The organism is [Clostridium] scindens (assembly GCF_019597925.1).
Classification (GTDB): Bacteria; Bacillota; Clostridia; order Lachnospirales; family Lachnospiraceae; genus Clostridium_AP.
In genome coordinates, this window is the sequence record NZ_CP080442.1 from 2,938,641 (window position 1) to 2,951,938 (window position 13,298).

9 protein-coding genes are annotated in these 13,298 nt (G+C 47.3%); 1 reads left to right on the top strand and 8 read right to left on the bottom strand.

Translation table 11 applies throughout. From position 1 onward, the window contains the following. Positions 1 to 224: 224 nt before the first annotated feature. Positions 225 to 3,758 (bottom strand): pyruvate:ferredoxin (flavodoxin) oxidoreductase, encoded by a 3,534-nt coding sequence (gene nifJ / locus K0036_RS14020; RefSeq protein WP_173693944.1) that lies wholly within the window; start codon positions 3,756 to 3,758, stop codon positions 225 to 227. A 304-nt stretch (positions 3,759 to 4,062) separates the two neighbouring features. On the opposite strand from nifJ, the gene K0036_RS14025 reads away from it, so the two are divergent. After that, entirely contained in the window at positions 4,063 to 5,451 is a 1,389-nt protein-coding gene (locus tag K0036_RS14025; protein WP_220430007.1) for a sodium-dependent transporter, read from the top strand. Positions 5,452 to 5,548: 97 nt separating this feature from the next. Here the strand turns inward: K0036_RS14025 and K0036_RS14030 are convergent, their stop codons facing one another. The 7 genes from K0036_RS14030 to K0036_RS14060 all read right to left on the bottom strand — a co-directional run bounded on the left by K0036_RS14030 (position 5,549) and on the right by K0036_RS14060 (position 13,273). Then, positions 5,549 to 6,490 carry a GTP-binding protein gene (locus tag K0036_RS14030; RefSeq protein WP_173693946.1) on the bottom strand — a complete coding sequence of 314 codons (942 nt, stop codon included), beginning with the start codon at positions 6,488 to 6,490 and terminating at the stop codon, positions 5,549 to 5,551. A 27-nt stretch (positions 6,491 to 6,517) separates the two neighbouring features. Beyond that, a complete protein-coding gene (locus tag K0036_RS14035) occupies positions 6,518 to 7,594 on the bottom strand; it encodes a CobW family GTP-binding protein (RefSeq protein WP_220430008.1) in 1,077 nt (358 codons plus the stop codon). Positions 7,595 to 7,761: 167 nt separating this feature from the next. Next, entirely contained in the window at positions 7,762 to 9,744 is a 1,983-nt protein-coding gene (locus K0036_RS14040; RefSeq protein ID WP_025642720.1) for a sodium-translocating pyrophosphatase, read from the bottom strand. A 222-nt stretch (positions 9,745 to 9,966) separates the two neighbouring features. Beyond that, complete coding sequence (gene truA / locus K0036_RS14045) at positions 9,967 to 10,722, bottom strand: tRNA pseudouridine(38-40) synthase TruA (RefSeq protein ID WP_220430009.1); 756 nt, start codon at positions 10,720 to 10,722, stop codon at positions 9,967 to 9,969. A gap of 39 nt (positions 10,723 to 10,761) precedes the next feature. After that, on the bottom strand, positions 10,762 to 11,586 hold the full coding sequence (locus tag K0036_RS14050; RefSeq protein ID WP_025642715.1) for an energy-coupling factor transporter transmembrane component T family protein: 825 nt from the start codon (positions 11,584 to 11,586) through the stop codon (positions 10,762 to 10,764). Next, positions 11,583 to 12,437, bottom strand: a complete 855-nt coding sequence (locus tag K0036_RS14055; RefSeq protein ID WP_044955349.1) for an energy-coupling factor transporter ATPase — start codon at positions 12,435 to 12,437, stop codon at positions 11,583 to 11,585. Before K0036_RS14055 ends, K0036_RS14050 begins: the two co-directional genes overlap by 4 nt. Further along, positions 12,422 to 13,273 carry an energy-coupling factor transporter ATPase gene (locus tag K0036_RS14060; protein WP_025642713.1) on the bottom strand — a complete coding sequence of 284 codons (852 nt, stop codon included), beginning with the start codon at positions 13,271 to 13,273 and terminating at the stop codon, positions 12,422 to 12,424. Before K0036_RS14060 ends, K0036_RS14055 begins: the two co-directional genes overlap by 16 nt. Between the last annotated feature and the right edge of the window lie 25 nt (positions 13,274 to 13,298).

Genomic DNA, 13,298 nt, shown 5'->3' on the forward strand with positions numbered 1-13,298 from the left:
TTATTTCCATTATTATACCATTATTTTTCCATTTATTCAACATATACTCTTATCAAAGTTTTTTATTTCTAAAGCAGAAAAAAACAGCCGAATTCTTTCCGTTCTTCAACACTTAATACCAATCCCTCAAGGCTCCATGGCAGCAAAAAAGACTCCCGCCTCCGGTACTATACCGAAAGCGGGAGTCTTTCATCATATTATACTTTTACAATACCAAACGATTCTTATTCTTCTCCGTAAAGAGTGATCAGTTTCTTCAGGTATGCATATCTTTCTTTCGCCTCAGCCTCATTCTTAGCAAAGAGCTTCTCTGCCTTCTCAGGATTTGCTCTCTTCAGGGCGTTGTAACGAACTTCGCCGTCAAGGAATGCCTGATAATCTCCTGTTGGCTCCTTGCTGTCAAGCGTGAACTTAGCGCCTTCAGCTGCTGGATTGAATCTGAAGTTATTCCAGTATCCGCACTCTACAGCTAATGCTTCCTCTGTCTGAGCCTTGCTCATGCCCTTCTTGATACCATGGTTGATACATGGAGCGTAAGCAATGATCAGTGATGGTCCTGGATAAGCCTCTGCCTCGGCAATCGCTTTAACAGTCTGGTTGAAGTCTGCGCCCATAGCAATCTGTGCTACGTATACATAGCCATAACTCATTGCGATGCTTGCAAGGTCTTTCTTCTTCGTCTCTTTTCCGCCAGCTGCAAACTGTGCTGTCGCGCCTGTCTTTGTAGCCTTGGAAGACTGTCCGCCGGTATTGGAGTAAACTTCTGTATCGAATACCATTACGTTGATGTCTTCGCCGCTGGCCAATACATGGTCAACACCGCCGAATCCGATATCGTAAGCCCATCCGTCTCCGCCGAATACCCACTGAGATTTCTTAGCAAGGAAGTCTTTATTCTTAACGATGTCTTTGCATGTCTCGCAATCGCATCCTTCTAATGCTGCCACCAGCTTGTCTGAAGCGTCTCCGTTAGAAGCGCCGCAGTTAAATGTATCCAGATATTCCTGGCAGGCTGCCTTAACTTCTGCTGATGCCTCTGCAGATGCTGCAACAGCTTCCACTTCTTCTTTCAGTCTCTTTCTGATTGCCTTCTGAGCAAGCAGCATGCCATAGCCAAACTCTGCATTGTCTTCGAACAAAGAGTTAGACCAAGCTGGGCCCTGTCCCTTGTCGTTTACCGTATATGGCGTAGACGGTGAAGAGTTGCCCCAGATAGAAGAGCATCCTGTCGCATTGGCAATGTACATTCTATCGCCGAATAACTGAGTTACCAGTTTAGCGTATGGTGTCTCGCCGCATCCTGCACAAGCTCCGGAGAACTCAAGGAGTGGCTGTTTGAACTGGCTTCCCTTTACTGTCTCTGGCTTAAACTTAGCAACAACCTCTGGCTTAACTTCAATCTCTCTGCCGAAATCAAAGATATCCTGAGAAGCAACATTTGCTTCCATATTCTCCATAAGAAGTGCCTTCTCGCCCTTCTTGCCTGGGCATACATTTGCACAAGATCCGCATCCCGTACAGTCATAAGCTGATACAGTGATTGCAAATTTCATTCCTGGCATGCCAATCATATCGATTGCCTTAGTTCCTTCCGGAGCCTTTGCCAGTTCTTCTTCTGTAAGCGCTACAGGACGGATTACTGCGTGCGGGCATACATAAGCACAGCGGTTACACTGGATACAGTTTTCTTCTTTCCATACCGGAATATCAACTGCGATGCCACGCTTCTCATATGCGGAAGAGCCTGACGGAGTAGATCCATCTACATAATCCTTGAATGCTGATACTGGAAGCGTATTTCCTTCCTGAGCATTAACCTTAGCCTGGATATTCTTAACGAATCCGACAACATCTTCTCTTCCACCCTTAACTTCTGGTGAGAACAGTCCTTCGTCTTCGCATGATTTCCAAGAATCTGGAACCTGAACCTCGACAACCTGCTTAGCGCCTGCGTCGATAGCGTCATAGTTCATCTGTACGATCTTATCTCCCTTTCTTCCGTAAGTAGCCTTAGCTGCTTTCTTCATAAGGTCGATCGCTTCTTCTTCCGGAATGATGGACGCCAGTTTGAAGAATGCTGACTGAAGTACAGTATTGATACGTCCGCCAAGTCCGATCTCTTTACCGATCTTGATACCGTCGATCGTATAGAACTTGATATTGTGATCCGCGATAAATGCCTTTACCTGTCCTGGCAGATGCTTCTCAAGACCTTCCATATCCCATGGGCAGTTCAGAAGGAATGTTCCTCCGTCTACCAGTTCCTGTACCATATTGTACTTGTTTACATAAGAAGGATTGTGGCATGCAACAAAGTTAGCCTTATGGATCAAATATGTTGATTTGATCGGCTTCTTTCCAAAACGCAGGTGAGACATTGTAACGCCGCCTGACTTCTTGGAATCATAATCAAAGTAAGCCTGTGCATACATATCTGTGTTGTCGCCAATGATCTTGATAGAGTTCTTATTCGCACCAACAGTACCATCTGCTCCAAGTCCCCAGAACTTGCAGTTGATCGTTCCTTCTGGAGTCGTAATAAGCGGAGCGCCGATTTCAAGAGAAAGATTTGTCACGTCATCTTCGATACCGATCGTGTATCTAGCCTTCTCTGCGTTATTAAATACTGCAACGATCTGTGCAGGCGTCGTATCTTTGGATCCTAATCCATAACGTCCTGAATATACAGGAACAGCATCATACTTTGTTCCCTTTAATGCAGAAACAACGTCAAGGTATAATGGCTCTCCCTGTGCTCCTGGCTCTTTTGTCCTGTCAAGAACATTAATTGTCTTAACGGTCTCTGGTATTGCATCAATCAATGCCTGTGCGCAGAATGGCCTGTACAGGCGAACTTTAACAACGCCTACTTTTTCTCCAGCTGCTACCAGGTAATCGATTGTCTCCTCGATTGTATCGCATACAGAACCCATAGCAATGATAACCTTCTCTGCATCTGGTGCTCCGTAGTAGTTAAACAGTTTGTAATCCGTTCCGATCTTAGCGTTAACCTTGTCCATGTATTCCTGTACGATAGCCGGCAGTGCATCGTAATACGGGTTACATGCTTCTCTTGCCTGGAAGAAGATATCCGGGTTCTGTGCAGAACCTCTCTGGCATGGATGATTTGGATTCAATGCATGGTTTCTGAATTCATCTACTGCATCCATATCAACCAGGTCTTTCAGATCTTCATAATCCCATGTCTCAATCTTCTGAATCTCATGAGATGTACGGAATCCATCAAAGAAGTTGATGAAAGGAAGTTTTCCTTTTAATGCTGCGCAATGTGCAACTGGCGTCAGGTCCATAACTTCCTGCACGCTTGATTCGCAAAGCATTGCTGCTCCAGTCTGACGACAGGCATATACGTCGGAATGGTCTCCGAAGATTGACAGCGCATGGCTTGCAAGGGCACGTGCTGATACGTTGAATACGCCCGGCAGCTGTTCGCCTGCTACTTTATATAAGTTAGGAATCATCAACAGTAATCCCTGAGATGCCGTAAATGTCGTTGTAAGAGCACCTGCTGCCAGCGAACCATGTACCGCTCCGGCTGCACCTGCTTCAGATTGCATCTCTGTCACCTGAACAGTTTGTCCAAATATGTTTTTTCTACCTTCGGTAGCCCACTCATCCACGTGTTCTGGCATAACAGATGATGGGGTGATTGGGTAAATAGCTGCAACTTCGGTATACGCATATGATGCATGAGCTGCTGCCTGATTACCATCCATGGTCTTCATTTTTCTTGCCATTTTTGTTGTTCCTCCTTAAAATATGATACAAATCATTGTAATTTGACGTGTGTAATTATTATAGTCCCTAACCCCTTAAAAGTCTAGTGATTCTTGGCTTTATTTTGTTCCTTTTTCCATACATCTGCTTCTTTGGAGACCGTCTGGATGCCCCCTGCGGCACCGTATTTTCTTGACAAAAATATATCTATCGGTTATACTGTAAAAGAGGATTGAATTAAGCGAGGATGCTCTCACAAAACTTGTGAGAGCATCCTTTTTTAATTCATTGCATCTCAAATATTATAGAGATTGGGGTGTTTTTATGAGTAGTAATGAAGCAGGTACTGGAAAAAGCACGAAAGAGCATGCACAGTGGGGGTCGCGTTTCGGGTATATCATGGTAGCCGCAGGCGCTGCTATCGGTCTTGGTAACATCTGGCGTTTCCCATATCTTGCATATGGCGGAGGCGGGGGCGTATTTATCGTCATTTACATCATCATGGCTGCCCTTATGGGATATCCGCTGATCAAGGCCGAGAGTGCCATCGGCCGTTTTGCAAGAGCCAATGTGGCCGCTTCTTTTGGCGCAGTAAAGAAAAAGTACCGATTTGTCGGCTGGATCGCCATTCTTTGTACGACTTTGATTGATATGTACTATGTCATCGTCGGAGGATGGGTTCTGAAATATGCAGTCGCCTACATTATCGGGGAAGATTTCGGCTCCGACACGCAGGTATTTTTTGACGGATTTACCGCATCCAGCGTCGAGCCGCTGGTCTATACGGCAATCGTCATGATCGTAGTTGCCGTTCTATTGTTCTTTGGCATCACCAACCTGGTAGAAAAAGTCACCAAGATCATGATGCCTGTCTTGTTCCTGCTGCTGGTCATATGCGGCATATGGGCTGTATTTTCTACGCCAAACGCTGCCGAAGGCCTTAAGTATTATATTATTCCGGACTTCAGCAAAATGAGCGTAAAGGTGTTCGCTGACGCTGCCACGCAGGTATTGTTCTCCATCGGAATTGGCTGGGGAATCTTCGTAACTCTGGGCGCAAGCCTTCCAAAGGAAAACAACATCAAAAAGGACTCTGTCTGGATTGCAGTCTGTGACACGGTGGTTGCATTGACCGCAGGCTTCGTTATCATTCCTTCCGCCTATGGCGCAGGTGTAGATATGGCCAGCGGACCCTCTTTAATCTTCGTGGTTATGACTCAGATATTCTCCAAACTTCCGGGCGGACGGTTTATTGGCATCTTCTTCTTCATAGCATTGCTGTTTGCAGCGCTCTCCACATTGTTTACGATCATCGAGATCCCAAACAAGTGGCTGGAAGAATCCACGCATATGTCCCACCGGAAATCAACGACGATCACCTCCCTCATCATCTTTGCAGGCGGTATCATCGTATCCCTTGGGTTTGGAGTTCTGAGCAATGTCCAGCTTCCATTCCTGGATGTACATGGAGTGGCATACTACAACATCTATAACTGGCTGGATACCTTTACCGCTTACATCCTTCTGCCTCTTGGCTGCCTGCTTACCTGCTTCTATGTGGCAAAGGTATGGGGCTTTAAAGATTTCGAGAAGGAGCTTACCGTCAATGGACGAGACGGAAAGTTCTCCCAATTCCAGAAGGTGGTATACGCAGTCATCGTACCGGCGCTGATGCTGGTCGTAATCTTGAACTGCTTCGGATTTATTAACTAAAGCAAACGATCATTTATAAAGGCGTTCCGGAAACGACATCTTCGTTATCCGGGGCGCCTTTTCTATTGTTATGATCTAATGAATCCCAACTGCTGGCTTATCCTAAATAAACAACTTCCTCCTGAGGCTTTTGCGCGGGCTCCATTCCGATCAGATGCAGCACCGGCTGCTCATTTCCAAAAGATACTGCTGGCTCCCATTCAAATCTTGCACGCAGGCGGATCCATTCATTTTTCTTGAACTCGATCTTCTCGTCGGATTTGCAGGGATATCCATAAAAACGAATGTCAGCAGCGCAGCAAGTCATGATCTTGCGGACCGGAACAAACATCTTTTCATCCATGCCCCTGGGCCTGAACGCCTGAGCAGTAAACTCGATCTCTTTGTGGAGATACAGATCCGGATGGTCATATGCGTCGACATACCAGATGCCAAAATCACCATCTTCTACAACAATCTTGTCTCCTTTTACATCATAAGGCAGATCCTCCGCCGATGGCTGGATAATCTTTCCATCCATTCCCTCAAAGATAAGCTGGGCCATAGGATTCTGCACCTTTAAAGCTCGTCTGAATCCAGAACGGTCTACTCCGTCCGGGCAGCGGTTTACCACGATCAATTCCGATTCCGCCAGCTGCTCCATCAGCATATTACGCATATTGGCCAGATACATGTCCAGCGTTGTTCCATCCACGGTAGAGTACACCCCCTGCAGTTCCCAATTGCGGGGGTATTTGATGGATAGCAGATCCTCCAGCTTCCACATGCCATTGTATTCGATGACAACCTGGGTCGGATGATAATTCTTCTCACAGTTCTTAAAGAACGCAGAATTTAACTGTTCAAATTCTTCCACCTTGAGCAGGATCATCTCCTTGCTGTCCAGATATTCCTTGGAGTATTCTTCCTCCCCTTCTTCACACAATATCAGCAGTGTCAGTCCCGGCTCGATCCACTCCTGCTCCATCAGCGTCTCCTTCACCAGCGTAGTCTTGCCGCTGTCCAGAAAGCCTGTACACACAAACACCGGTGTTACCATATCGTCCCCTCCTTTCTCCTCTTTTTCTTACTTCAAATGGAACAGGACCAGAAGTTCCTCTTCTTTCAAATCCGTTCCGATTACGCATAGACGTCCCGTATAATCTGGCTGTCCTTCTCTCACCTCATACTCCTGCGGCACAAGATCAAACTGCCTCCAAGAGCCGTCTGACATCTGGATAATTCCTTTTGACCGAAGCACTGTTCCATAGGCCTCCGTCTCCGATAATGCCTTCAGCATGAAGTCCAGTTCTTCCTCCGTGTACTTATGCGCCGTCTCCCTTCCCCAGCTGGTAAATATCTCGTCCGCATGGTGATGCTCATGGCTATGGTCATGACCGCAGCATTCCCCATGACCGTGGTGATGCTCATGACCGCACTCTTCATGCTCATGGTGGTGATGCTCATGGTGGTGATGCCCATGGCTGCACTCCTCGTGCTCATGGTGGTGATGCTCATGATCGCAGCATTCTTGTCCGCCTGTCTCTTCCAGCAATCCTTCCAACTTGCTTCCCTTCTCCAGAGCATGGGCGATCGCCTCTTTGCCTAGCTGTTCCCAGGGCGTAGAGATGATGGCCGCCTCCTTATTCTCTTCCCGCAGCATATGAACGCATTCCTCGATCTTATCATCGCTCATGGCCTGCGTACGGCTGATAACGATGGTGGATGCATGCTCCACCTGATCTTTGAAGAATTCTCCGAAGTTCTTCAGGTATAACTTGGCCTTCTTTCCGTCTACAACCGTAATTCTTCCATCAATCTCAATATCCGCGTCTTTTTTTACATCTTCTATGGCCTTCACGATGTCGGATAATTTTCCGACTCCCGAGGGCTCTATAATCACGCGGTCCGGCAGATACTCCTCCAGCACTTTTTTAAGGGCCTCGCTGAAATCCCCCACCAGCGTACAGCAGATACAGCCGGAGTTCATCTCTGTAATCTCAATTCCTGCATCTTTTAAGAAGCCGCCGTCAATGCCAATCTCGCCGAATTCATTTTCGATCAGCACCAGTTTTTCTCCCGCGAATGCCTGATTGATCAACTGCTTGATAAATGTGGTCTTTCCTGCTCCCAAAAAACCGGAAATAATATCTACTTTCGTCATCCTTATTGCCCCTTTTCTATTTTCATTCATTGATTGATATACACATCCGACACATATAGTAACACAAACTCTTCCAAGTTTCCAGTTATACCCAGTCAAACTATAACGGCAGTATTCCCAGTTCTCTACTGAAAATACTGCCGTTTGCATAAATGATTATTTTTCTCTTACAGCACGCCGCCTATTGATAAGAACAATGGCGCAAATACCAGTGATACGATCGTCATCAGCTTGATCAGAATGTTGATAGATGGGCCAGAAGTATCCTTAAACGGATCACCTACCGTATCTCCTACAACCGCCGCATGGTGCGCGTCGCTGCCCTTGCCGCCATGGTTGCCGTCTTCGATAAACTTCTTGGCATTATCCCATGCGCCGCCCGCGTTAGACATGAAGATCGCCATCATAACGCCGGTAACCAGCGCGCCGGCCAGAAGTCCGCCCAGGGCCGCAGGCCCTAATAAAATTCCTACTACCAGGGGTGCAAGCACTGCCATAATTCCAGGAACCAGCATCTCTTTTAATGCCGCGGTGGTAGAGATTGCGACGCAGGACTTATAATCCGGCTTCGTTGTCCCTTCCATAATGCCAGGCATGGTCTTAAACTGGCGTCTTACTTCCTCGATCATCTGATAAGCCGCCTTAGACACTGACTGCATCGTCATGGCAGAAAACAGGAATGGAAGCATGCCGCCGATAAACATTCCGATGATAACCCTGCTGTTAAGAATGTCGATATTCTTAAGCTGCACAGCCTCTGCATAAGATACGAAAAGCGCCAAAGCCGTAAGTGCAGCTGATCCAATGGCAAATCCTTTGCCCATTGCCGCCGTCGTATTTCCAACAGCGTCCAATTTATCCGTAATCTTGCGGACTTCCGGCTCAAGCCCGGACATCTCCGCAATCCCGCCTGCATTGTCAGCAATCGGTCCATAAGCGTCAACCGCTACCGTAATGGCTGTCGTAGACAGCATTCCTACGGCTGCCAGAGCGATGCCATACAAGCCGCAGAACTGATATGCCACAAAGATGCCGGCGCAGATCAATAGAATCGGAATCGCAGTTGACTTCATGCCGACTGCAAGGCCGCTGATAATCGTCGTTGCAGCGCCCGTCTCGGACTGCTCTGCAATCTCTTTAACAGACTTATAGTCTCCCGATGTATAGACTTCGGTGATGATTCCAATCAGCAGGCCGACAATAAGGCCAGCCACGATTGCGATAGCCGCATTGAAATCCCCGAAGAAATACTTACTGAATATAAATGCTACGATCAGTACGATCACGCTGGATGCATAAGATCCCATTTTAAGTGCTTTGTGCGGATTGGCCTTCTCATCGCCTTTTACGAAGAAGGTTCCAAGGATGGATGCCAGCAGGCCGCAGCCTGCGATTATCAATGGAAAGATGGCTCCCGCCACTTTAAAATATACGATTCCCAAGGTCAGCGAAGAAATGAGCGCTCCTACATAGGACTCGAAAAGGTCCGCGCCCATTCCGGCAACGTCGCCTACATTGTCGCCTACGTTATCAGCGATAACGGCTGGATTACGAGGATCATCTTCTGGAATGCCCGCTTCTACTTTACCCACGAGGTCCGCGCCCACATCAGCCGCTTTGGTATAGATACCGCCGCCAACACGCGCAAACAAAGCGATGGATGAAGCTCCAAGGCTGAATCCTGACAATACCTCCACATTCTTAGTAATAATATAGATGACGCTCACTCCAAGAACGCCAAGGCCTGCCACGCACATTCCCATTACTGCCCCGCCGGAAAATGCGATTGAGAGCGCTTTGTTCATTCCGCCTTCTTTGGCAGCATTTGCAGTTCTGACATTTGCCTTTGTAGCAACCGTCATTCCGAAATATCCTGCCAGAGTGGAGAATAATGCTCCCACAACAAAGCAAATGGCAGTTACCCAGTTGCCAATGCCAAAGCCGATAAGAACGAATAATACGACGACAAAGAATATAAGAATCTTATATTCTGCCGTCAAGAAGGCCTGGGCGCCTTCGCTGATTGCAGCTGCAATCTCCTTCATCTTGTCTGTTCCTGCGTTTTGCTTGCTTACCCTTGCTGCCAGCAGGGCCGCGAACAGCAGGGCTGCAATGCCCAGCACCGGAACAATGTTTAAAAACATCTCCATAATTAAAATCCTCCCACAGATTTATTGTAATTCTTATATTATCATAAAAATGTGGATTGTATAGTATTTTTTTCAGATTTTTTCAGAATTCCCAATTTTTTTGCACATTCCATAATTTTTTTTGCAAACTTTGGTAAAAAGGCAAATGAAGAAATTCCTTCTTTTGTTCAGTATATTCGCCCAATATTCTCACAATTAATTTTTCATATATTTATACGACTTTTACTTGCTTCGTGCACGGTCATACTCTATGCAAACCAGCACAAGTCCTTCCGGAGGAGCCGTCACTCCAGCCTGGGTACGCTCCTTTGCTTCCAGGATTTCCTTCACCTTTATCGGCTCATAGAACCCTCTTCCCACCCGGATCAGAGTGCCTGCGATAATCCGAACCATATTATAGAGGAATCCATTTCCTGTAATCCGTATGGTAATATCCGGCCCTTCCTGCTCGATCTTTAATTCTTTCACTGTCCGGACCGTATCTTCCACACTGGTCCGAACATTGCAGAAACTGACGAAATCATGCTCGCCCAGGAGATAAGCCGCTCCTTCCCTCATCTTCTCTACATTCATAGGAAATGATACGAAAGTGCTGTATCTGCGCTTTAAAGGGTTGGGTACCGGCGCGTTATAAATATGGTATTCATACGTCTTAAGGATCTCATCCTGATATCTGGGATGCCAGTCCAATGGAACTTCCTTTGAACATACAATCACAATATCATCCGGAAGCCGCTGGTTCAGGGCATAAGCCATTCGCTCTGCCGGAATGGAAGATTCCGTATCGAATACAGCCACATTGCCTAATGCATGCACTCCGGAATCGGTCCGGCTGGCTCCAATCACATGAATGTCTTCCCCAGTCAGTTTCTTTAACTTTTTATTCAACACCTCTTCAACCGTAATTCCATTAGGCTGGATCTGCCAGCCGCAGTAATCTGTGCCATCATAGGCTATGGTCAGTTTGATTCTTCTCAAAAGGCACCGCGTCCTCCTTATCCATGTTACGTCCTGTCATCAGAATATCCAAAGATGCAGCGGTACGTACCTTCCAATAAAGAATACCGCCACCACATATGCCACGACCACGATATATGCCATATGGTCTCTTGACTGGTACTTCAGAGGCTTCATCTTGGTTCTTCCCTCACCTCCGCGGTAGCATCTTGCCTCCATAGCCATTGCAAGGTCATTGGCGCGCCGGAAGGCCGATACGAACAAAGGGACCAGAATAGGAATCATATTTTTAGCCCGCTGAATAATATTGCCGCTCTCCAAATCAGCGCCCCGGGCAATCTGTGCTTTCATAATCTTATCTGTCTCTTCCAGAAGTATGGGAATGAACCGCAGCGCGATAGACATCATCATCGCCACCTCGTGCACAGGAACGCGGATCTTGTTCAATGGGTGCAGCAGCTTCTCTATTCCATCCGTCAGTTCATTCGGCGTCGTGGTAAATGTCATAAGCGAAGAGCCTATGATCAGATAGATCAGCCGGATCGCCATATAGACAGCCGTTCGAAGCCCGCCTTCCGTAATGGTGAATATCCAAGCATGGAACAGCACCTCACCGTCCCTGGTCAGAAACAGATTAAACAATACCGTTATCATCAGCAGCATGACAATGGGCTTAAGGCCTTTGACAATGTAGGAAAATGGTACCTTTGACAGCCGTATGACGGCTACCAGGAATACGGTTGCCACAATATAGCCGGGTATACTTTTAAACAGAAACAAAGAGATCAGGTACAGAAGCGTGGATACCAGTTTCACCCTTGGATCCAGCCTGTGAAGCACGCTCTTTGCCGGATAATATTGTCCGATTGTAATGTCTCGAATCATTCTTTTCTCTCCAGTGCCTGCATGATCTCTCTGGCTGCTTCCTCCACCGTGGTTACGTCCACCTTCACAGGAAGCCCATGCTCCTTAAGATCATGCATGATATATGTGACCTGCGGCGCCGCAAGCCCAACCTTTTCCAGTTCCTGATAATGCGCAAATACTTTCTTCGGCTCATCATTATACATGACAGAGCCTCTATTCATAACGATAATGCGGTCCGCATATCTGGCAATATCCTCCATGCTATGGGACACAAGGATGACCGTCATATCGCTTTCTTTGTGGAGATAGGCGATCTGGTCCAGAATGTCATCCCTTCCCTTCGGATCCAGCCCCGCGGTAGGCTCGTCCAGCACCAGAACCTTAGGCCGCATAGCCAGCACGCCGGCTATTGCCACGCGCCGCTTCTGTCCTCCGGACAGTTCAAAAGGCGAAGACTTATAGTACTTTTCCTTAAGTCCTACAAGTTTCAGCGCCTCCAGCGCCCGCTCCTTGCATTCTTTGGGGCCAAGTCCCTGATTCTTTGGTCCAAAGCACACATCCGTCATCACGTCTATCTCAAACAGCTGATGCTCGGGATACTGGAATACCAGGCCCACCTGGTTCCTGAGTTCCCGCATGTTATACCCTTCCTCATATATATTCTCATCATTATAATACAGCGCGCCGCTGGTGGCTTTTATAAGGCCATTCAGATGCTGGATCAGCGTAGACTTTCCCGAACCGGTATGTCCGATGATTCCGACAAACTCCCCATGGGGAATCGTCAGGGAAATATCCTTAAGCGCATGCTTTTCATATGCCGTTCCGAGGCTGTAAACATAGTTAAGATGTTCTAATCTAATTGACATAATGCTTCCACCAATTCCTCTTTCCTAAGAATACCTGACGGGATATCCAGACCCTGCTTCTTAAGCTCATCTGCCAGGATTGTCACCTGGGGGACATCCAGACGGTATTTTTTTAGTTCGTCTACCTGGGAAAATACTTCCTTTGGCGTTCCTTCCATTACCACCCGCCCGTGATCCATCACATAGATCTTATCCGCATCTATGACTTCTTCCATATAATGGGTAATGAGAATCACCGTAACTTTCTTCTGCTCTCTTAACTTCTTCACTGTCTTAAGGACTTCCTTGCGCCCTACTGGATCCAGCATGGCAGTCGGCTCATCCAGCACGATGCACTTAGGCTCCATGGCTACCACGCCGGCAATCGCCACCCTCTGCTTCTGTCCCCCTGAGAGTTTATTCGGTGAATGGTGCCGATACTCTATCATGCCGACAGCCTTTAAACTTTCTTCTACACGCTGCCAGATCTCGTCCGTAGGAACTCCCAGATTCTCCGGGCCGAATCCTACATCTTCCTCTACCACGGTTCCAATGATCTGATTGTCGGGGTTCTGGAATACCATGCCGGCAGATTGGCGCACGTTCCATAGTTCAGACGGGTCCTTCGTATCCAGGCCATTCACCCATACCGTGCCCTCTGTCGGTACCAGAATTGCATTGATATGCTTAGCCAGCGTAGATTTCCCGGAGCCGTTATGGCCGAGAATCGCTATGAACTGCCCTTCCTTTACGTCGATATCCACTTCGTCTATCGCTCGTGACTTACCGATCACATTGCCTTCCTCGTCCCGCTTCTCATATTCAAATATCAGTTTATCTGTCTGAACCATATCCATGGATTCCGCCTCCGACCTGTGTATT

Bases quoted from the DNA above. Each gene is read 5' to 3' on its own strand.
- nifJ (WP_173693944.1), bottom strand. From the start codon at position 3,758: ATGGCAAGAAAAATGAAGACCATGGATGGTAATCAGGCAGCAGCTCAT.
- K0036_RS14025 (WP_220430007.1), top strand. From the start codon at position 4,063: ATGAGTAGTAATGAAGCAGGTACTGGAAAAAGCACGAAAGAGCATGCA.
- K0036_RS14030 (WP_173693946.1), bottom strand. From the start codon at position 6,490: ATGGTAACACCGGTGTTTGTGTGTACAGGCTTTCTGGACAGCGGCAAG.
- K0036_RS14035 (WP_220430008.1), bottom strand. From the start codon at position 7,594: ATGACGAAAGTAGATATTATTTCCGGTTTTTTGGGAGCAGGAAAGACC.
- K0036_RS14040 (WP_025642720.1), bottom strand. From the start codon at position 9,744: ATGGAGATGTTTTTAAACATTGTTCCGGTGCTGGGCATTGCAGCCCTG.
- K0036_RS14050 (WP_025642715.1), bottom strand. From the start codon at position 11,586: ATGATTCGAGACATTACAATCGGACAATATTATCCGGCAAAGAGCGTG.
- K0036_RS14055 (WP_044955349.1), bottom strand. From the start codon at position 12,437: ATGTCAATTAGATTAGAACATCTTAACTATGTTTACAGCCTCGGAACG.
- K0036_RS14060 (WP_025642713.1), bottom strand. From the start codon at position 13,273: ATGGATATGGTTCAGACAGATAAACTGATATTTGAATATGAGAAGCGG.